19 protein-coding genes are annotated in these 19230 nt (G+C 61.6%); 8 read left to right on the plus strand and 11 right to left on the minus strand.

Annotation, left to right across the window (positions count from 1 at the left end; genetic code table 11):
- Nucleotides 1–873, minus strand: coding sequence for a LysR family transcriptional regulator (locus ACQY1K_RS01345; protein ID WP_062578806.1), 873 nt, complete (start codon nt 871–873; stop codon nt 1–3).
- Nucleotides 874–970: 97 nt separating this feature from the next.
- Here ACQY1K_RS01345 and ACQY1K_RS01350 point away from each other — a divergent pair, with 97 nt between their 5' ends.
- Complete coding sequence (locus ACQY1K_RS01350) at nt 971–2239, plus strand: MFS transporter (RefSeq protein ID WP_430258114.1); 1269 nt, start codon at nt 971–973, stop codon at nt 2237–2239.
- Here the strand turns inward: ACQY1K_RS01350 and ACQY1K_RS01355 are convergent.
- From ACQY1K_RS01355 to ubiE, 5 genes are all read right to left on the minus strand, one after another.
- Nucleotides 2236–3021, minus strand: a complete 786-nt coding sequence (locus ACQY1K_RS01355; RefSeq protein ID WP_430258115.1) for an ATP-dependent Clp protease proteolytic subunit — start codon at nt 3019–3021, stop codon at nt 2236–2238. The genes ACQY1K_RS01350 and ACQY1K_RS01355 overlap by 4 nt on opposite strands.
- A complete protein-coding gene (locus ACQY1K_RS01360) occupies nt 3008–4375 on the minus strand; it encodes a hypothetical protein (RefSeq protein WP_430258116.1) in 1368 nt (455 codons plus the stop codon). Before ACQY1K_RS01360 ends, ACQY1K_RS01355 begins: the two co-directional genes overlap by 14 nt.
- Before the next feature lie 93 nt (nt 4376–4468).
- Nucleotides 4469–6055 carry an aromatic amino acid lyase gene (locus ACQY1K_RS01365; RefSeq protein WP_430258117.1) on the minus strand — a complete coding sequence of 529 codons (1587 nt, stop codon included), beginning with the start codon at nt 6053–6055 and terminating at the stop codon, nt 4469–4471.
- Nucleotides 6056–6141: 86 nt separating this feature from the next.
- Nucleotides 6142–7704 (minus strand): 2-polyprenylphenol 6-hydroxylase, encoded by a 1563-nt coding sequence (gene ubiB / locus ACQY1K_RS01370; RefSeq protein WP_430258118.1) that lies wholly within the window; start codon nt 7702–7704, stop codon nt 6142–6144.
- Between the two features lie 4 nt (nt 7705–7708).
- A complete protein-coding gene (ubiE, locus tag ACQY1K_RS01375; protein ID WP_062454932.1) occupies nt 7709–8485 on the minus strand; it encodes a bifunctional demethylmenaquinone methyltransferase/2-methoxy-6-polyprenyl-1,4-benzoquinol methylase UbiE in 777 nt (258 codons plus the stop codon).
- 127 nt (nt 8486–8612) lie between these two features.
- Here ubiE and mutM point away from each other — a divergent pair, with 127 nt between their 5' ends.
- From mutM to ACQY1K_RS01400, 5 genes are all read left to right on the plus strand, one after another.
- Nucleotides 8613–9491: a bifunctional DNA-formamidopyrimidine glycosylase/DNA-(apurinic or apyrimidinic site) lyase gene (gene mutM, locus ACQY1K_RS01380; protein WP_430258119.1), complete on the plus strand. Its 879-nt coding sequence runs from the start codon at nt 8613–8615 to the stop codon at nt 9489–9491.
- 280 nt (nt 9492–9771) lie between these two features.
- On the plus strand, nt 9772–10038 hold the full coding sequence (gene rpsT, locus ACQY1K_RS01385) for a 30S ribosomal protein S20 (protein ID WP_062454038.1): 267 nt from the start codon (nt 9772–9774) through the stop codon (nt 10036–10038).
- Nucleotides 10039–10885: 847 nt separating this feature from the next.
- Complete coding sequence (gene dnaA, locus ACQY1K_RS01390) at nt 10886–12454, plus strand: chromosomal replication initiator protein DnaA (protein WP_062454037.1); 1569 nt, start codon at nt 10886–10888, stop codon at nt 12452–12454.
- A 125-nt stretch (nt 12455–12579) separates the two neighbouring features.
- A complete protein-coding gene (locus ACQY1K_RS01395; protein ID WP_113167010.1) occupies nt 12580–13197 on the plus strand; it encodes a LysE family translocator in 618 nt (205 codons plus the stop codon).
- A 5-nt stretch (nt 13198–13202) separates the two neighbouring features.
- Nucleotides 13203–13796, plus strand: a complete 594-nt coding sequence (locus ACQY1K_RS01400) for a class I SAM-dependent methyltransferase (protein ID WP_062454036.1) — start codon at nt 13203–13205, stop codon at nt 13794–13796.
- Here ACQY1K_RS01400 and hemW read toward each other — a convergent pair whose 3' ends face one another.
- The 4 genes from hemW to rph all read right to left on the minus strand — a co-directional run bounded on the left by hemW (nt 13797) and on the right by rph (nt 16897).
- Complete coding sequence (gene hemW, locus ACQY1K_RS01405; RefSeq protein ID WP_430258858.1) at nt 13797–14960, minus strand: radical SAM family heme chaperone HemW; 1164 nt, start codon at nt 14958–14960, stop codon at nt 13797–13799.
- A gap of 36 nt (nt 14961–14996) precedes the next feature.
- Nucleotides 14997–15641, minus strand: a complete 645-nt coding sequence (rdgB, locus tag ACQY1K_RS01410) for an RdgB/HAM1 family non-canonical purine NTP pyrophosphatase (RefSeq protein ID WP_113166968.1) — start codon at nt 15639–15641, stop codon at nt 14997–14999.
- Between the two features lie 8 nt (nt 15642–15649).
- A complete protein-coding gene (locus ACQY1K_RS01415) occupies nt 15650–16054 on the minus strand; it encodes a VOC family protein (RefSeq protein WP_430258120.1) in 405 nt (134 codons plus the stop codon).
- Nucleotides 16055–16177: 123 nt separating this feature from the next.
- Nucleotides 16178–16897: a ribonuclease PH gene (gene rph, locus ACQY1K_RS01420; RefSeq protein ID WP_092663772.1), complete on the minus strand. Its 720-nt coding sequence runs from the start codon at nt 16895–16897 to the stop codon at nt 16178–16180.
- 133 nt (nt 16898–17030) lie between these two features.
- Between rph and hrcA the strand changes: the two genes are divergently transcribed.
- Nucleotides 17031–18110 (plus strand): heat-inducible transcriptional repressor HrcA, encoded by a 1080-nt coding sequence (gene hrcA, locus ACQY1K_RS01425; protein ID WP_062454032.1) that lies wholly within the window; start codon nt 17031–17033, stop codon nt 18108–18110.
- Between the two features lie 89 nt (nt 18111–18199).
- Nucleotides 18200–18838: a nucleotide exchange factor GrpE gene (gene grpE, locus ACQY1K_RS01430; protein ID WP_062454031.1), complete on the plus strand. Its 639-nt coding sequence runs from the start codon at nt 18200–18202 to the stop codon at nt 18836–18838.
- Between the two features lie 72 nt (nt 18839–18910).
- On the opposite strand, the gene ACQY1K_RS01435 is transcribed toward grpE, so the two are convergent.
- Entirely contained in the window at nt 18911–19147 is a 237-nt protein-coding gene (locus ACQY1K_RS01435) for a hypothetical protein (RefSeq protein ID WP_062454030.1), read from the minus strand.
- Nucleotides 19148–19230 lie beyond the last annotated feature (83 nt).

Genomic DNA, 19230 nt, shown 5'->3' on the forward strand with positions numbered 1-19230 from the left:
CTAGACCAGTTCGAACAGGTTGAGCGCGATCGGGGAACGCTGTGCCTTCATGACGGCGATCCCCAGCCGCGCCACCGGTCCCGGCCCCTCGATCGGCCGGTACACGACGCCCTCGATGGCGATCTTCGTGATGGAGCCCGGGACGATCGAGACGCCCAGCCCTGCGGCAACCAGATTGACCACGGACGGGATCTGCGGCGCTTCCTGGGTGACGTTGAGCTCGAACCCCGCATCGCGGCAGGCGCTGAGGATATCGTCGAACAGGCTGAGACCCACCGTGCGCGGAAACAGCACGAAGGGCTCTCCTGCAAGCGCTGCGATCGGCACGGTCCGTAAGGTCGCAAGCTCATGGTTCGCCGGCAGTGCGATCAGCATCGGCTCGTCCGCCAGACGTTTCAGCCGCACCGCCTTCGGGTCTTCCAAGCCTGGACGGATGAAAGCAGCGTCGATCTCGCCGCGTTCCAGTTTCTCGATCAGCCAGTTGCTGTTCATCTCCGCAAGCGACAGTGCAACGCCCGGCCACTCGCTCCGGAAACGCCGGATAGCGCCCGTCACGACCGGGTTGAAGGCGGCAGACGCGGTAAATCCCAGCGCCAGCTTTCCTGTCTCGCCGCGCGCGGCACGCCGGGCAGAAAGTTTCGCAGCCTCTGCGGCCGCAAGCGAGGCCCGCGCTTCGGGCAGAAACGCTGCCCCGGCCGCAGTCAATTCCGCACCATGCGGCACCCGGTGGAAAAGCGCTGCCCCGATCTCGGTTTCCAGATCGCGGATCTGCTGGCTGAGCGGTGGCTGGCCAATACCAAGCCGTGCCGCAGCCCGCGTGAAATTCTGCTCCTCGGCGACAGCGAGGAAATAGCGGATATGCCTCAGTTCCATCGGTATCTGTAAAACCTATCGAGAACGCCTGCGCCATATATTGGATTAATGGGAACCGACTGGCTACCTTTGATAGACCTGAAAGGTCGAATACCCCATGCCCGCCTCCGCATCCCTGAACGCCGATTTGTCCGCGGCATTGAACGGTCAAGCTCTTGCAGAAGAGGGGGAGGGGGAGAAGCTCTATCTCGTCCGCGGCACGCCGGCCTATCGGAGGGCAAGTCTGGCCTTCTTCATGTCCGGCTTTTCGACCTTTGCACTGCTCTACTGCGTCCAGCCGCTGATGCCGATCTTCGCGCGTGATTTCGGCGTCAGTCCGGCTGCAAGCTCGCTGTCCCTGTCGCTCTCGACGGGCTTTCTGGCGGTCGCCATCTTTTGCGCCGCCGCCGTTTCGGAGCGGTTCGGCCGCCGCAGCCTGATGTTCGTGTCCCTGCTCGGCGCCTCGATCTGCACCATCGCCTGCGCCGCCATGCCCAACTGGAACCTGCTTCTGATCATTCGTGCGCTGGAAGGCCTGTTGCTTGGCGGCGTTCCGGCGGTCGCGATGGCCTATCTGTCGGAGGAAGTCGATCCGAAAGGTCTTGGCGCCGCGATGGGTCTCTATATCGCCGGCAACGCCTTTGGCGGCATGGCTGGGCGTGTCGTCACCGGGGTTCTGGCCGAATATTTCTCCTGGCGTCTGGCGCTTGTCGGCATGGGCGCGCTCGGCATCGTCGCCGCCATCGGCTTTCTCGTTCTCCTGCCGCCATCGCGCAACTTCGTGCCGCGCAAATCCAACCTGCGCTATCATGTCGATGCCTGGCTCGGTCACCTGAACCATCCGGCACTGGCACTCCTGTTTGCCATCGGCTTCCTGCTGATGGGCGCGTTCGTCACCATCTACAATTACATCGGCTTCCGGCTTGTGGACGCCCCCTACAGCCTCGATCAGACGGAGCTCGGCCTCATCTTCACGGTCTATCTGTTCGGCATCGTTGCGTCCTGGGCCGCCGGTCTACTCGGAGATCGCTTCGGCCATTTCGCCGTCATGCTCACCGGTATCGTCCTGGCATTTGCAGGCGTCGTCATCACACTCGCCACACCGCTGCCGCTGATCATTCTCGGCATCGTGCTGCTCACTTCCGGCTTCTTCATCGCCCATTCGGTGGCAAGCGCTTTGGTCGGCCGCATGGCAAAAGGCACCAAGGGCCACGCGTCCTCGCTCTATCTTCTGGGATATTATCTGGGCTCAAGCGTCGCCGGCTCGGTGGGCGGCCACTTCTGGAGCGCCGATGGCTGGTGGGCCGTATCGGCCTTTACCGGCACGATGCTGGCGCTCGCCCTCGCGGCAGCACTGCTGTCGCGCAGTATCACGCAGCGAAGCTAGCTCTTCTTGGCGGACGCGTTGACGGCGGGAGCCGGCGGGGTCGTCAGTTTGAAATCCGTCATTTCCTTTGGCGTCAGATAGTACAGTCGGTCCGGCGGGGTCTCCAGTGCGTGCAGCCACAGGCCGGAGCCGATCCCCATTTCCTCCAGATGCCGCGAGACGCGCGCCGTGGTCGCCTGTGCGCCGGACATTGCCTCGTCGGCGCTCGGCCTGTTGCGGCCGCCGTTGAACACCTGGTGCACACCGATCACCGCATCCTTTTGGGCCACCCGCGTGACACCACCGGCAAACACGATCGGGCAGGAGGAAGCACAGAGCCCCTTGGTCACCACAAGCGTGGCCAGCTTCTTCTCTCGGATCAGCTTCGACATGGCGATCGCGTCGCCCACCGAGCCGCCGGGGGAGTTGAGCGACACCGTCTTCACATATTCGCCGCGGGCTTCGATCTCGGTCGCAAAGCGCTCGGCGGCACCCGGCTCGATCGCTCCTTCAGCCTTCAGAATGCCACCCGTCGTCAGGTTGAAGGTCATCGCCTTGCGCAGCACGTCCGCCGGGCTTGAAGGCTCGACGGGCGGCGCTGCCGGTCGCCCCTCGGTCAGCGCCGGTGGCAGAACGGGATCCGTCTCGCGCATCGGATCGTAACCCGGGCTCTCGGGCTTTGCGGTCGCGATCTCGCGAATGTCTGTGACGAGGAAAATGCCGGAAATGCCGAGCATGAGGTAGAAGACGCCGCGCAGGATGACACCGTCGTCGAACCGGCGGATTGCCTCACCGATCCTCATGGCTGCGGTCCCGGCGCGTTTTCGGATCGAGACTGGTGATATTGGTATTCTCGTCGGCCTTTGCCTCTTCGGCCTTCACCTCGTCCGCCTTCAGCTCGGCCAATCGGGCGTCCTCCTGCGATGTCACGGGCTTTTCCATAGCGGCGGTCGCCTGTTCCACGCTCATGCCGCTGGCACTGACGGCGCGCTGGACTTCGAGCGCCTGCAAAAGCTCGGCAGCGGTAATGCGCTCGGCAAACGGAAGCGGGTCCTCCTGTCTCCGGATCGCGCCATGCACGACGGCCAGGATGAACACCATCACACCCGGCAGAAGGTCGATGGAGATCGCGCCGGCCCAGGCGGGAATAAAGTCGCCGGCATATTCCAGAACGGCGCCGGCCGGCGAAAGCGGCACGAAGCGCCGTTCTCCCACAGTCGGCCGCGACAGGATTTCGTCGGCAGCCTTGGCCAGCGCCTTGGATTGCGCGCTCACCGAAGCCTTCACCGTCTCCATCACCTGGTTCTGGCGGTTGACGAGGTCTGGCGCTGCCCCGTCCGGCACCGGCGCGATAAAGCCGATCGCCAGATCGTCTGCCGCACGACGGATCGACGGCGCGATCGAGGTCTGCGACAGCGAGGACACGACGCCCGTCAGCGCCACGGCCTCGGTCGAGAACTGGTCGGCGCGGGGTCCGATATCGCCCGGCGCCGAGACCAGCCCGCGCATCGCCTCCAGCCGCTTCTGGCCCTGTTCGAAAAGATCGGCCACCTGTTCGCGCGACCCGTTGATATTGCCTTCCAGCGATTTCATCTGGGCCGACATCTGGGTGAGCAACTGCACCACGCTGCCGGAGCCGGTGGTGCCGGTCAGCGAACCGGACTGGCGCTCGACACCGGCAAGCTGGGAGAACCGTTCACCGGCGCGCTGGATATCCGGCAGAAGGCTCTGCGCGGCAATCGCGTTCTGGTGCGCGCGGTCGAGATCGGCCGTATAGGCTTCCACGGTTTCGGAAAGGTGCTGTTCGACGGCGGATGAGCCGGCAAGTGCCGCAGCGTTCAGCCAGCTCGACATCGCCATAATCATGGCTGCACCCGCGGCCATCACCGCCAGCATCGCGGTCCGCCCGGTGCGCGAGGTGACATGCGGATAGAACCGCGCCATGTAGGACCAGAAGGCGTAGATGCCGACCGACACCGACACCGAATAGATGATCGCTGCAAAGAACACCGCCGTCGGCGAGCCGTCGAGAATGGTGCGGGCACCGAGATAGGTATAGACGCCCGATGCCAGCGCCAGCACTGCCAGCGCAAAGCGCGTCATCGTTTCGACGGCAACAACGCCGTCCTGCAGCCGTCGGGAAGCGCCAAGCGCCATGGGCAAACTCCAAATGGCCACTTGGGGCACGCGAAAGGACTATATTCCTTTAAGAAAGTCTGAAGAACCCGGCGGAATAAAGGCGTGCCGTGCTCACGCTTGCGTGGGCTGAACGCCCTGCATGCCGAAGCCACCAAGCGCAAAGAAACCGTCGATCGCATGGATCGGCGAGATGGCGATCAGCTCTGTCAGGAAGGCCTCGGACGCGAGTTCTGCCTCGATCGCCTCAACCTCCGCCGAAAGCGGCCGATCGACCGTGTAGAAGGCTGCATGGCGGCGTACGGCATCGTAGATCAGCTTGACCGCGCCACCCGGCTCGTCGCCGTGGATATCCATCGCCTGGGCAGCAAGCAGCGCTTCAAGCGCCGCCAGTCTCTGCAGGGCCTGCACCTGTCGCTCGAACCGCTCGATCACCAGCGGCAGAAACGCTGCCTCGTCCTCCATGCCGCCGGCCACCACCAGCGACTGCGCCGAAACCGGGTTGGTCATCGACAGCACGCGCGAAAAGATCTCGCCGGCCAGCTTGATGATCGGCCCGAAGCCCGTCGCAATCACACCATGCGGAACCAGATTGACCGGCAGATCGCGGCGCTGGCCGTTTCCAAGAAGAACGCAGCGGTTGAAGGCGTTGCGCGCCGCATGCGCCATCGTCAGCGACGCCGATTCCAGGAGCACCGTAACGTCGAGCGGCAGTGAACCGCCTGATGTCAGAACCCGGCCGTCGACGATCACGGGGTTGTCGTCGGAGCGGCCCGTTGCCGCGAGGATCTTGTGGCCGGCGGTCAGCACGCTTTCAAACACGGTGCCGAACACCTGCGCGATCATGCGCAGGCTCAACGGGTCCTGGATTTGCGTCGCCTTCGGCCAGTCCCAGCCTTCGGATGCGTTGCACAGCCATTTTCCGATCATCGCTTCGCGCGGCGTGCCCACATGGGTGACGGCAATCCACGGGTCGCGGGATCCGCCCATCGCACCGGAAGCGGCCATGCCTGTGGCAAGCAGCGTTCGGATGGCGCAGGCGGCCGTGCGCGTCGCGTCTGCGGCGGCCGCAAAGCTGACGGAATTGACGCTGAGCGAGGCAAGGCTGTCGCGCGGCGCCATTTTCATCGGCGCGATGCCTGCCGCCGCAAAGGCTTCCGCTGCGGGCAGGCGGCGTCCCTCGAACATTGCCTCGCCGACGCCGGTCAGGACAGCACCGATCTGCCCCATCAGACCGATATCGGCGCAGCCGATCGAGCCGGTGCGCCGCACGACCGGAATGACGTCGGCCTGCAGCAGATCGAGATAGGCCTGAACCAGTTCGGTCGAGCAACCCACATAGCCCGTCAGCGCCGTGTTGACGCGCAACGCCATCGCATTGCGCACGACGCAGATCGGAAACGGTTCGCCGGTGCCGAAGTGATGGGCCCGGACAAGCCCGATATTGAAGGCGTCGAGCTCTTCCGGCGACCACGCGACGTCCTTCATCGCACCGACGCCGGTCGTCGCGCCATAGACGGGCGTGCCGTCGGCAATCGTGCTTTCCAGCACCAAACGGGCCGCAGCAACACGGGCAAGCCCTTCGGCACTGGCTGTCACGTTGACTTCGCCACGACCGATCTTGATCAGCTCGGCAAAGCCGATCGGCTGGCCGGTGAGTTCGATCGTGATGCGGTCTGGATTTTCGGGTGCGGCGGACATGGCATTCCTTTTGCCCGCACACTAATTCATCCTGTCGCCCAAGGTATATCCCAGAACCTGGACATCTGATGTCGCAATGCGCCTTTTCAGACGACGGCGAAGGCGATGACGACGAGCGAGATCGCGATGATCCAAAGCGCCACGCGGCCGGAGCGACTGTGCCTGGCTTCCGCCTTGCCGATCGCGTCGGCCGTTTCGGGGTCGAAACGCAGGCCGTGTTCGCTCATGTGAACGAGTTCCCGGTGCAGGGTTTCCGTCTTGGCGGCGATCTCCGGCAATGCTTCGGCAAGCTTCAGGCCCGCCTTCATCCCGTCCTTGAGGTCGGATGCGATGCGCTTGGGGCCGAGATTGTCGCGGATCCACTGGCCGACGACAGGCTCTGCGGCCTTCCACATGTTGAAACGCGGGTCGAGAATGCGCGAGACGCCTTCGACGACGACCATGGTCTTCTGCAAGAGGATCAACTGCGGCTGGGTCTGCATCTCGAACAGGTCGGTCACTTCGAACAGCAGCGCCAGCAGCCGGGCCATGGAGATGGTTTCGGCGGGCTGACCGTGGATCGGCTCGCCGATCGCCCGGATCGCCTGAGCGAAGGCCGCCACGTCGTGGTGCGCAGGCACATAGCCCGCTTCGAAATGCACCTCGGCGACACGCATATAGTCGCGGGTGATAAAGCCGTAGAGGATTTCGGCGAGGAAGCGCCGTTCCTTTTTGCCCAGCCGTCCGGTGATCCCCATGTCGACGGCGACGATTGTACCATCAGGCTCGACGAAGAGGTTGCCGGGATGCATGTCGGCATGGAAAAAGCCGTCGCGCAGCGTGTGGCGCAGGAAGGACTGGATCAGCACTTCTGCGAGCTTTTCCAGATCGTGGCCGGCAGCCCGCAGCGCCGGGACGTCGTTCATCTTGGCGCCGTCGATCCACTCCATGGTGATGACGTCGCGGCCGGTCCGTTCCCAGTCCACTTCAGGCACGCGGAAACCTGGGTCGTCCGCCGTGTTTTCGGCAATCTCGGAAAGGGCTGCAGCCTCCAGGCGCAGGTCCATTTCCATCTTGGTCGTCTGTTCCAGCGTCCGCGTCACCTCAATCGGGCGAAGCCGGCGGCTGGAGGGCATCAGGCGTTCCTGCATGCGGGCAACCACATACATGCCTTCGATGTCATTTGCGAAACGCTGGCGCACGCCGGGGCGCACCACTTTCACGGCCATCTTCTTGCCGTTCACTTCGGCCGGGTGCACCTGCGCGATCGAGGCGGCCGCAATCGGCTCTTGGAACGATGTGTAGAGATCGCTGATCGGGCGGCCAAGCGAGGTCTCGACGGCTGTCTTGGCAGCATCGGTCGGGAAGAAGGCCATCCGGTCCTGCAGCATGGCAAGATCGACGGCCCAGTCAACACCGACGACATCCGGACGGGTGGCGAGAAACTGGCCGATCTTCACATAGGAGGGACCGAGCCTTCCGACGGCGCGGGTCAGCCTTTCGCTGCGGGGCTGCTTCTTCGCCCTGAAACGGGTGAGCGGCTCGAGCATGGACTTGAGAATGCCGACGGCCGGCGGCAGGTCCTGTGTCGGCAGGGCCGAAACCACGCCTTCGCGGACAAGAACCCAGCCGACACGGGCGAGCCGGAAATAAGCGCCGATCGTGCTCATCGCTTCAGAGCTTCCAGCCGGAATGCAGCGCCGCGATCCCGCCGGTATAATTGGTGTAGCTCACGCGCGAAAAACCGGCGGTGCGGATCATCGCTGCGAAATTTTCCTGGTTGGGGAATTTGCGGATCGATTCCACCAGATACTGGTAGGGCTCGGAATCACCGGTGATCATCTTGCCGAAGCGCGGGATCGCCCGGAACGACCACTCGTCGTAAAACTTGTCGAGCAGCGGAAGTTCGACTTCCGAAAATTCCAGAACCAGCAACCGTCCGCCACGCTTCAGCACGCGAAAGGCTTCAGACAGCGCCACGTCGATGCGCGGAACGTTGCGGATCCCGAAGGCGACCGTATAGGCGTCGAAGGAATTGTCCTCGAAGGGCAGGGATTCTGCATTCGCCTCGATGAAATCGAGATTGCCGGACAGCTTTTTCTTCTGCGCCCGCTCGGCACCCACGGCCAGCATCGAGCCATTGATATCGAGCACCGTCGTATGGGCCTTGAGGCCCGAGGCCTCGACGATGCGGAATGCGACGTCGCCGGTGCCGCCCGCCACATCCAGCGTCCGGTAGCTCGCATCCTTGCGCGGATTGAGCGCGGTAATCATCGCGTCCTTCCACACCCGGTGCATGCCCGCCGACATGACGTCGTTCATCACGTCATAGCGCTTGGCGACCTTGTGGAATACGTCGTTGACGAGGCCCTGCTTTTCCCCATCGGCCACCTGGCGGAAGCCATAGGAGGTTTCCATTCCGCCTTCGGCGCGGGTGCGGGCTTCGGTCATGGGCAGCTCCTCGGTGTCTCTATCCAGGCGGACCATAGCGAAACCGGTTTCCGGACGCTATGTGGTGGATTACCGCCCGGTCTATAGAGCACCGGCGGCATCGTTGAAACAGGAAGTTAGGTAGACCATGCCCGAATTGCCAGAGGTCGAAACCGTTCGTCGCGGCCTTTCTCCGGCCATGGAGGGAGCAAAGCTTGCAAGGCTGCAGCTGAACCGCACCGATCTGCGCTTTCCGTTCCCGGAAAATCTTGTCGCCGCAGTCGAAGGCCGGCAGATCATCGCGCTGGGAAGACGCGCCAAATACCTGCTGATCGACCTCGAAGACGATCTCACCATCATTGCCCATCTCGGCATGTCCGGCTCGTTCAGGGTCGAGGAAGAGGCGCTTGGCACATTTCATCATCCGCGCTCCAAGGACGAGAAGCATGACCACGTCGTCTTTCATCTGGAGCGTGGCAACGAGACAACGAAGGTCATCTATAATGATCCGCGCCGTTTCGGCTTCCTGCATCTGGCAAAGCGCAGCGAGCTCGATCTCTACCCGGCATTTGCGCAACTCGGTCCGGAGCCGACCGGCAACGCGCTCGATGCGGAGTATCTCGGCAAGCGGTTTTCCGGCAAGGCGCAGCCATTGAAGAGCACGCTGCTCGATCAGACCGTGATCGCCGGTCTCGGCAATATCTATGTCTGCGAAGCGCTGTGGCGCGCACACCTGTCGCCGAAGAGGGCAGCGGGCAGCATCGTCACGCCCACGGGCCGGCCGAAGAAGGAGCTGGTGCTGCTGACGGAAGCGATCCGCGCTGTCATTGCCGATGCGATTGCAGCCGGCGGCTCGTCTCTGCGCGACCATATCCAGACGGACGGCTCGCTTGGCTATTTCCAGCATTCCTTCTCTGTCTATGACCAGGAGGATAAGCCCTGCCGCACGCCGGGCTGCGGCGGCACCGTTTCTCGCATCACCCAAGCCGGCCGCTCCACCTTCTACTGCCCGCGCTGCCAGAAGTGATCAGCCGTTGCAGGCGATGTTTGAACACGCATCCCTGTAAGGAGAGTGGGAGGGGTTATGGTCGCGAAAAGGACGCGGGACTTCGCCAAACGGCAAATTCAGCGGCACCCTTCATGCGAATCCGCGTTGACGAGGCGCGCTATACCGGTTATATGCCCGCCCACAGTTGGGAAAGCCTGATCGACGGCTTCCTCTATTGCTCCCGAATTGCTGGATTGATGGTCGCAGGACCTACGCGGCAACGGCGGAGTTTTGGTTCGAATTCGTAGAGAGGCATGATATGGCCAATACAACTTCGGCGAAAAAAGCGACCCGCAAGATCGCTAGCCGTACCGCAGTCAACAAGTCCCGCCGCTCGCGCGTTCGTGGCTTTATCCGCAAGGTTGAAGAAGCGATCGCAACGGGTGACGTATCCGTCGCTGCTGCTGCTCTGAAGGCAGCTCAGCCGGAAATCGCACGCGCTGCAACAAAGGGCGTCCTTCACAGCAACACGGCGTCCCGCAAGGTCTCGCGCCTGGCAGCTCGCGTCAAGGCACTCTCCGCCTAATATCACCTTTAGCGTGCATGCATCAAAAGCCTGGTCGGTCGACCGGGCTTTTTGTGATTCTCGGTCCTTTGTACTTCGTTAACCGGCTCAGTAACGGTTACGTGTCAGGTGCGTGACAGATTTTCCCGATGAAATACAAAGGCTTATGAGAGGTCTGCCCAAGTCTGGCGGCAATTCCGCCAACCCGCCGCCTGCTTTTTGAGTCAAGGTTTTTTTTATTTTTTCTCTGAATCGTACCATCAGAAATAGATGGATTTTGAATCCCATTGATTCAACTGGGATTCTTCTCCGCAACCCTCCGGCCATTCAAATCGCACCCGGAGAGTCAACGGTCGCGCTCGGATTTTGCGTAAAATTCATCATTGATCTTGCCATTTGATCCTGCCTAAATGGCTTTTAGCGAGAGGCATGGAGATCACTCCTAGAGCCTGCCGACAACCGCTCGACACCGAGCGGCCCGGGGACTTTAAGCAGCTTGCGGCGAGATGTTTTTCTCGTTTCCTTATTTAACCGATGGTTGCAAGCCGGAAATTGGCTTTTCCGGCAACAGCTGAACTTATGCGTGACGGGGCCGACTGGGGAGTCGGAAGAAGGCAGTGGGAAGTCAGCGGCTCTTCATAACGAGGATGGAGCGTGCGCTGAGTTGCGGGTTGGCTCCCGCAGGTCTGGATCAGACGAGGTGATCCGGATCGATCTTTGATGGTCCGGGCGGTTGGCCTGGAACTTTGATCGATGGGGAAGGGCAGTCATCGTTTCCGCACGGAGACGGGCTGTCGGACGTAGTTAAAAAGAATGTGTCCTGGCGGGAAACAGAACCGCCGGGCTCCTATGGAAAAGGCGGCGAATAATGCAAATGAATAACGTATCGGCTCGTGCAACCGGCAACGGGGGCAATGCACGACAGGCGTTTGATTCCGTTTGCGCACAGGCGGCAGGGGAAACACCAGTTATGAAGCATGATGCTCTTTTCGAGCGATTCAGTGTGCGTCTTAAAGCACAGGTCGGCCAGGATGTTTACGCAAGCTGGTTTGCAAGACTTAAGCTTCACACCGTCTCGAAGAGTGTCGTCAGGCTCACGGTGCCCACGACGTTTCTGAAGTCTTGGATCAACAACCGTTATCTTGATCTGATCACGTCGATCTTCCAGGCGGAAGATGCCGAGATCCTCAAGGTGGAGATCCTGGTCCGCACGGCAACCCGCGCTGCAAAGCCGGTATCGGATGTCCAGGACGGCGTCATTGGCTCGGATGCTCCGGCACCTGTCGCGTCGCAACGCCCATCTGCACCGCGTGAGATCGGCAAGATCGCCACGTTCCCGACTGCCGCGTCCACCCCGGTTCGCCAGTCCTCGCAGCCCGGCCCGTTGTTCGGTTCGCCACTCGACAGCCGTTATACGTTCGACACGTTCGTTGAAGGCGCCTCGAACCGCGTGGCGCTTGCCGCTGCCAAGACGATTGCGGAAGCCGGTGCCGGTGCCGTGCGTTTCAACCCGCTGTTTATTCATTCCGGTGTCGGTCTCGGCAAGACCCACCTTCTTCAGGCCATCGCCAACGCCGCCGTCGGCAGCCCCCGCATGCCGCGCGTGGTCTATCTCACCGCCGAATATTTCATGTGGCGTTTCGCAACCGCGATCCGCGACAATGATGCCCTGACGCTCAAGGACAGCCTGCGCCATATCGATCTGTTGATCATCGACGACATGCAGTTCCTGCAGGGCAAGATGATCCAGAACGAATTCTGCCATCTGCTCAACATGCTGCTCGACAGCGCCAAGCAGGTCGTGGTTGCTGCCGACCGCGCGCCTTGGGAACTGGAATCGCTCGATCCGCGGGTTCGCTCGCGTCTGCAGGGCGGCGTGGCCATTGAGGTCGAGACGCCGGATTACGATATGCGCATGGAAATGCTCAAAGGTCGTCTCGCGGCTGCCCAGCAGGATGATCCATCGCTCGATATCCCGCACGAAATTCTCGATCACGTCGCACGCAGCGTCGTCAGCACCGGTCGCGAACTGGAAGGCGCGTTCAACCAGCTGCTGTTCCGTCGCTCGTTTGAGCCGAACCTCTCGATCGAGCGCGTCGACGAGCTTCTCGCCCATCTGGTCGGCGCCGGGGAAGCAAGGCGCGTCCGGATCGAGGATATCCAGCGCGTCGTGGCACGCCATTACAACGTCTCGCGGCAGGAACTGGTCTCCAACCGCCGCACCCGCGTCATCGTCAAGCCGCGCCAGGTCGCCATGTACCTCTCGAAAACCATGACGCCGCGCTCCTTCCCGGAAATCGGCCGTCGGTTTGGTGGCCGCGACCATACGACCGTGCTGCATGCGGTTCGCAAGATCGAGGACCTGATCTCGGGCGACAGCAAGCTCAGCCACGAGGTCGAGCTTCTGAAGCGCCTGATCAACGAAAACAATCTGTGATCATCGACTGACCGACCGAAGCCGGCTCTTACCCATCGGATGAGAGCCGGTTTTTGTTTGTCCGGGCGTTGACGGGATTTGGCTTCTGGCGCACACCAATCTTTCTGGTGTGCGAGGAGCGTGTCGTGTTTCTTTTATCCGTGGCGACCATCTGGGCTGTCGCCTGCATTACCCCCGGGCCAAATACGCTGCTGGTGATCCGCTATTGCCTCACAGCACCGCGCAAGGTTGCCATTACGGCAGCCATGGGAACGATTACCGGAACATGCCTGTGGGGCTTTGCGGGCTGGCTCGGGATCAATGCCCTGTTTCAGGCAGCTCCCTTCGCCTATGTCGCGCTGAAGATCGTCGGCGGTCTTTATCTCGTATGGCTCGGCCTGCGCGTCTTCATGGATGTCCGGAAGGCCCGGACAACACCCGAATTTGCCCCCACAGAACGCGAGATACCGCTGAGGAAGGCTTACCGACTGGGGCTTGCGACCAACCTCGCCAACCCGAAATCGGCTCTCTTCGTTGCCTCGCTGTTTGCCGCTACCATGCCGGCGGGCACGCCGTTTCTCTACGGGCTAGCGGCAATCGCTGTCATGGTCGCGGTTTCGGCCTGTTACTATACGTTTCTGGTCGGCCTGATCACCCATCCGCGGGTGGCGAGCGCCTATCTCAAGGCCAAGCAGAAGATCGACCTCGGCGTTGCCACCGTCTTCGTCGGCTTCGGCACCAAGCTTCTCCTGTCACAGAAGTAAGAGCCATGGCGGAACACGATCAGACCCTCCGCTTCTACGCCGACAATGCGAAGGCCTATGCCGGTTATCGGGAAAAGGCGAACGAGATCCGGCTGGAAGCATTTCTCTCCCGCCTCTCTCCGGGTGCCCGAGTTCTGGAACTTGGCTGCGGCAATGGCCGCGACAGCGGTTTCATGATTGAACGCGGCTTTGACGTCACCCCGACGGATGGCGTTGCGGAAATGGCAGAGCAAGCCTCGCGCCGTCTGGGGCGTAGAGTCGCGCTACTGCGCTTCGGGGATATCGACAGCGTTGCTGCCTATAGTGGCGTCTGGGCCAATGCCTGCCTTTTGCACACGCCGAGAAATGATCTCGCCGATATCCTTGCCCGCATCCACCGGGCGCTGCGCCCTGGCGGCATTTTCTACGCAAGCTATAAGACCGGCGAGGAAGAGATGACGGATGCGATAGGTCGCTATTACAACAACCCGTCGCGGCCCTGGCTCGAACAGGCCTACAGGACCGTCACGTGGTCATCGCTCGAGATAAGCACGAACGACGGCAGCGGCTATGATGACCGGCCAACCGAATGGCTGCATGTGACGGCGGTGAAGGCCTAGTCAGCAGGCGAGGTCGGCAACGACAGCATCGAGGATCAGCATGCCGGACGGCGTGCAGCGCAGCCTGGAATTTCCCAGCCGCTCGATAAAGCCGTGTTCCAGAAGCCGCTCTTCGCGGACCGGGTCCGGATCGCGGCCGGAAAGCTCCTGCCAGCGCGCCAGGTCGACGCCTTCGGTCAGGCGCAGTCCCATCAGAAGCAACTCGTCCGCCTGCTCGTCGAAGCCTAGCAGTTCCTGGTCGACCATGCCGTGGCCTTGTGTCTCGACCTGGTCCAGCCACGTCTCCGGACGTCGCTCGGTGGCGGTGGCGATCTTGTCGCGTCCCCGCGTCAGGCGACCATGCGCACCGGGGCCGATGCCGGCATAGTCGCCATAGCGCCAGTAGGTCAGGTTGTGCCGGCTTTCGGCACCCGGCTTGGCGTGGTTGGAGACCTCGTAGGCCGGCATGCCATGCGCTGCGGTGATCTCCTGCGTCGCCTCATAGAGAAGCGCCGACTGCTCGTCATCTGGAACGATCAGCTTACCAGCCTTGTGCAGGCCGTAGAACGGCGTGCCTTCCTCGATCGTCAGCTGATAAAGGGAAAGGTGATCGACGGCATAGGAAATGGCCTGCTTCAGCTCCGCTTCCCAAGCCTCCACCGTCTGCTTCGGCCGGGCGTAGATCAGGTCGAACGACATGCGCGGAAAGATCTCGCGCGCCAGCTTGATCGCCTTCAGCGCGTCGGCCACGTCATGCAGGCGGCCGAGGAATTTGAGATCCGTATCGTTGAGAGCCTGCACGCCCATCGAGACCCGGTTGATGCCGGCAGCCCTATAGCCGCGAAAGCGCTCAGCCTCGACGCTGGAAGGATTGGCCTCCATCGTGATCTCGATCCCGTCAGGCACATGCCAGTGCTGCGCGATCCCGTTGAGGATCGCCCCGACGGTTGAAGGATCCATCAGCGAAGGCGTACCGCCGCCCAGAAAGATGCTCGTGACCGTCTTCGGCCCGCTCATCCTGCGCATCGTTTCCATCTCTTTCAGAAACGCGGCGGTGTAGCGAAGCTGATCCACGGGCTGGTGGCGGACATGGCTGTTGAAATCGCAATAGGGGCATTTGGCTGCGCAGAACGGCCAGTGCACGTAAACGCCGAAGCCCGGCTCACCCGTGTCGGGTAGCAGCATGCCGGGAAAAAGGGGAGCGACGGCGTTCAAATGGGTTCAGGCCTCCAGGCAGGTTTCAACGAACAGCTTGAACGCGCGCGCCCGGTGTGACAGCGCATGGTCATCGCCGGGCTTCCAGCCGTGCTTTTCCTCGCTGGTCATTTCGCCAAACGTGGTCTCGTGACCTGCCGGCTGGAAGATCGGGTCGTAACCGAAACCGGCAGCACCGCGCGGCGGCCAGGCAACAACGCCTTCGACATCGCCGCGGAAGAGTTCCGTATGGCCATCCGGCCAGGCAAGGCAAAGAACGCTGACGAAACGGCAGCTGCGCTTGTCGGGCGTGGTCGCACCCTTTTTCTGCAGCGCGTCTTCTACCTTCTGCATCGCCATCGCGAAATCGCGGCTGCCGTCCTCGCGCTCGGCCCAGTTGGCGGTATAGACACCGGGAGCGCCGTCCAGCGCATCGATGACGATGCCGCTATCGTCGGAAAGGGCGGGCAGGCCGGACGCCTTGGCAGACGCAAGCGCCTTGATCGCCGCATTTTCCTCAAACGTCGTGCCGGTCTCGTCCGGTTCCTCGAACTTCAGTTCTGCCGCGGACTTTGCCGAAAAGCCGAACGGACCGATCAATTCGGCAATCTCACGGATCTTGCCGGCATTGTGGCTGGCAACGACGATCGTTTTCGTCTCAAGCTTGCGCATGAAGGTTCCTATAGATTCCAGAGCCTCGGCTCTGCGCATTCCAGGCTGTTGCCGGCCGGGTCGCGGAAATAGAGGGATCGGGCGCCGGTTGGCCAGCGAAAATCGCTTTCAATCACGATGCCCGCCTTGTTGAGCTTTTCTGCCATTCTGTCAATCGCCGGGCCGTCCATACGAAAGCACACATGCCCCGGGCCTGCCGTGCCGTGCGGCGGAACCGGCAGCGCATCATCAGGCGTCGGCTTCAGCGTCTCGGCGCGATTGAAGATCAACAGGATGCCGGGTCCGCATCGGTAAAACACGTGGCGATCGCCGGCCCGCAACACCCGTTCAAGCCCGAGCAGTTCACCGTAAAATGCTTCCGCCGCATCGAGATCATCGACATAGAGCGCTGTTTCGAGAATGCCGTCGATCAAAACAGTGGCTCCCTTGTCTGATGCTGCCCCGCCATGAAGGCGGGGGAGGAGGTTCGATCGAGAGGTAGTCTCTCCGGAAAGGAAGACTGCCCCTCGCAACTCTTGGATCAGCCAGCGTTGAAATCAGCCGCCGATCGCCTGCTTCTGCAGCGCTACCAGTTCCCGGGTGCCGTCCTGTGCCAGCGACAGCAGGTTGAGGAATTCCTCCTGGCTGAAGGGAGCACCCTCGGCCGTGCCCTGAATCTCGACGATGCCGCCGCTACCCGTCATGACGAAATTCGCGTCTGTCTCGGCGGCCGAATCTTCGAGATAGTCGAGATCGATGACCGGCTGGCTTGCAAAGATGCCGCACGAGATCGCCGCGACATGGTCTTTCAGAACCTTGTCGAGCTTGATCATCGAGCGGGTGTCCATCCATTTCAGGCAATCGTACAGCGCCAGCCAGCCACCGGTAATGGCCGCCGTGCGGGTGCCGCCATCGGCCTGGATCACGTCGCAGTCGATGGTGATCTGCTTTTCGCCAAGCGCGGAAAGGTCGACCACGGCGCGCAGCGAACGGCCGATCAGGCGCTGGATTTCCTGGGTGCGGCCACCCTGCTTGCCGGTCGCAGCCTCGCGCTTCATCCGGTCGCCGGTGGCGCGCGGCAGCATTCCGTATTCGGCGGTGACCCAGCCCTTGCCGGAATTGCGCAGCCACGGCGGCGTCTTTTCTTCAAGGCTTGCGGTGCACAGAACATGGGTATCGCCGAACTTGACGAGACAGGAGCCCTCGGCATGCTTGGAGAAATTGCGCTCGAACGAAATCTTGCGCATCTGATTTGTCTGTCTGCCTGAAGGCCGCATCCGTCACTCCCTGGATTATTGTTTCCGCCTTCTAAGGCTCGGAGCCGTCATTTGCAAAGAATTTCCCTTTTGCGGATGCGCAAGTGAGCGACTATATCTGGGAGATGAGATCAGCAGCATGGTAAAGGGGCCAATGGTATTTCCGGGACTGACGGGTCGCGACAACGGCTCCGTGCTTGATGATCGTTCGCGGGAAATCTTTCGCCGCATCGTGGAAAGCTATCTGGAATCCGGCGAGCCGGTCGGTTCGCGCAATCTGTCGCGACTTCTGCCCATGTCGCTGTCACCGGCTTCCGTGCGCAACGTCATGAGCGATCTCGAAGAGCTCGGCCTCATCTACTCGCCGCATATCAGTGCAGGCCGCATGCCAACCCAGACAGGGCTGCGGTTCTTTGTCGATGCCTTCATGCAGGTCGGCAATCTCTCGGAAGAAGACCGCGCCAGCATCGACCGGCAGATCCGTCCGCCTGATCGCGATCAGACGCTCGAAAACCTGATGGCGGATGCAAGCCTGATGCTGTCGGGCGTCTCGCGTGGTGCTGGCATTGTCATCACCGCCAAGAACGATCCGGTCCTCAAACATGTCGAGTTCATCCGCCTAGAGCCGACCAAGGCGCTCGCCGTCCTCGTTGGCGATCATAACCAGGTGGAGAACCGCATCATCGATCTGCCGGCCGGCGTAACCTCGTCGCAGCTTGGCGAGGCCGCAAATTTCCTCAACGCGCATCTCGCCGGCCAGACGCTGCCGGAATTTCGCGGCCAGATGAAAATGCTGAAGGAACAGGTCGCAAGCGAGCTTCACACGCTGTCGCATGATCTGGTGGAGCGAGGCCTCGCCTTCTGGTCGGGCGATCAGGAGGACGGAAAGCCGGGCCAGCTTATCGTCCGCGGCCGGGCAAACCTCTTGGAAGGTCTGGCTGACGTCAGCGATCTCGATCGGCTGCGTCTGCTGTTTGACGATCTCGAAAAGAAGGACAGCCTGATCGAGATCCTCGACCTTGCCGAAAAGGGGCCGGGCGTGCGGATCTTTATCGGTTCGGAAAACAAACTGTTCTCTCTATCCGGCTCCTCGCTCATCGTTGCGCCCTATCGTGATGGCGAGGAACGCATCGTCGGCGCGGTCGGCGTGATCGGCCCAACCCGGCTGAATTACTCGCGCATCGTGCCGATGGTGGATTACACGGCGCAGCTGCTTGCAAGGCTATCCCGCTAGGATGTTCCCAAGCCCTTGATTTTTTCGCCCCGAACCTCGATATCGGGCGCAACCACCCTTCCAGATTCCAATACGCACCGGAGACCGTCATGACCGACGAAACCAAGAAGAACGGACCTGACGCAGCTGCTGTCGAAAACACGGCGGAAGCCGTAGCATCCGCTCTCGAAGACGCCGCCGATCAGAGCGCAGGGGAAGCCTTCTTCGCGCAGGAGCCCGATCCGATCGATGTGCTCAAGGCTGAAAATTCCGATTTGCGCGACCGTTTCATGCGGCTTGCTGCAGAGATGGACAACCTTCGCCGCCGCACCGAGCGTGAAGTAAAGGATGCCAAGTCCTACGCCGTCTCGGGCTTTGCCCGCGACATGCTGGCCGTCTCGGACAATCTGCGCCGCGCGCTCGACACTGTTCCGGCAGACAAGCGTGCCGGAGCCGATGCGACGCTGACGAGCCTGCTTGAAGGCGTCGAAATGACCGAGCGTGGCATGCTGTCGACACTCGAGCGGCACGGCGTCAAGAAGATCGATGCCGAAGGCGAGAAGTTCGATCCGAACTTCCATCAGGCCATGTTCGAGATCCCGAATGCGGACGTACCCAACAACACTGTCATGCAGGTCGTCCAAGCCGGCTTCATTATTGGCGAACGCGTCTTGCGCCCGGCCATGGTCGGCGTCGCCAAGGGCGGCCCGAAGGTTGAAGCAGCGGCGGCTGAAGACAAGAAGGACTGAGCTCCTTAGAGCCTTTCCAAGAAAAATGGGCGCCTCGGGCGCCCATTTGCGTTTGGCGACCGCGGGTAAGGATCAGTGCGTCGTATCCAGCGAAACATGCGCCAGGGAACGGATCAGGGCCAGTTCCGAATTGAGATGGGCTCGGGTCTTCTTGTCCGCATCGCCGATCAGTCCCTCCTGACCATCGGCAATTTTGAAGATTGCATCGAGCTCATCGAGAAGATGGGGATCCTTGATCGCCAGCAGGATGATAACCGCCTTAAGCAGTCTGTCATTCGCAGCGATCCTGGCACGTATGTCGTCATTCATGTCTATCTCCTTCAACGGGAAAGACATGTGGCGTATTTGACAAAAGGCAATTCTAAAGAGGGCTCGAAAACAAGATTAGCCGC

It is taken from the genome of Neorhizobium sp. IRS_2294, assembly GCF_050500145.1.
In the GTDB taxonomy this organism is placed as follows: domain Bacteria; phylum Pseudomonadota; class Alphaproteobacteria; order Rhizobiales; family Rhizobiaceae; genus Neorhizobium; species Neorhizobium soli.

Coding starts and splice junctions, on each gene's coding strand:
- ACQY1K_RS01400 (WP_062454036.1), top strand. CDS start 13,203: ATGGCGGAACACGATCAGACCCTCCGCTTCTACGCCGACAATGCGAAG.
- ACQY1K_RS01360 (WP_430258116.1), bottom strand. CDS start 4,375: ATGGCGCTTGGCGCTTCCCGACGGCTGCAGGACGGCGTTGTTGCCGTC.
- ACQY1K_RS01350 (WP_430258114.1), top strand. CDS start 971: ATGCCCGCCTCCGCATCCCTGAACGCCGATTTGTCCGCGGCATTGAAC.
- rdgB (WP_113166968.1), bottom strand. CDS start 15,641: ATGCGCAAGCTTGAGACGAAAACGATCGTCGTTGCCAGCCACAATGCC.
- ubiE (WP_062454932.1), bottom strand. CDS start 8,485: ATGACCGAAGCCCGCACCCGCGCCGAAGGCGGAATGGAAACCTCCTAT.
- grpE (WP_062454031.1), top strand. CDS start 18,200: ATGACCGACGAAACCAAGAAGAACGGACCTGACGCAGCTGCTGTCGAA.
- hemW (WP_430258858.1), bottom strand. CDS start 14,960: ATGCTGCTACCCGACACGGGTGAGCCGGGCTTCGGCGTTTACGTGCAC.
- rpsT (WP_062454038.1), top strand. CDS start 9,772: ATGGCCAATACAACTTCGGCGAAAAAAGCGACCCGCAAGATCGCTAGC.
- dnaA (WP_062454037.1), top strand. CDS start 10,886: ATGCAAATGAATAACGTATCGGCTCGTGCAACCGGCAACGGGGGCAAT.
- ACQY1K_RS01365 (WP_430258117.1), bottom strand. CDS start 6,055: ATGTCCGCCGCACCCGAAAATCCAGACCGCATCACGATCGAACTCACC.
- hrcA (WP_062454032.1), top strand. CDS start 17,031: ATGGTATTTCCGGGACTGACGGGTCGCGACAACGGCTCCGTGCTTGAT.
- ACQY1K_RS01345 (WP_062578806.1), bottom strand. CDS start 873: ATGGAACTGAGGCATATCCGCTATTTCCTCGCTGTCGCCGAGGAGCAG.
- ACQY1K_RS01355 (WP_430258115.1), bottom strand. CDS start 3,021: ATGAGGATCGGTGAGGCAATCCGCCGGTTCGACGACGGTGTCATCCTG.
- mutM (WP_430258119.1), top strand. CDS start 8,613: ATGCCCGAATTGCCAGAGGTCGAAACCGTTCGTCGCGGCCTTTCTCCG.
- ubiB (WP_430258118.1), bottom strand. CDS start 7,704: ATGAGCACGATCGGCGCTTATTTCCGGCTCGCCCGTGTCGGCTGGGTT.
- ACQY1K_RS01435 (WP_062454030.1), bottom strand. CDS start 19,147: ATGAATGACGACATACGTGCCAGGATCGCTGCGAATGACAGACTGCTT.
- rph (WP_092663772.1), bottom strand. CDS start 16,897: ATGCGGCCTTCAGGCAGACAGACAAATCAGATGCGCAAGATTTCGTTC.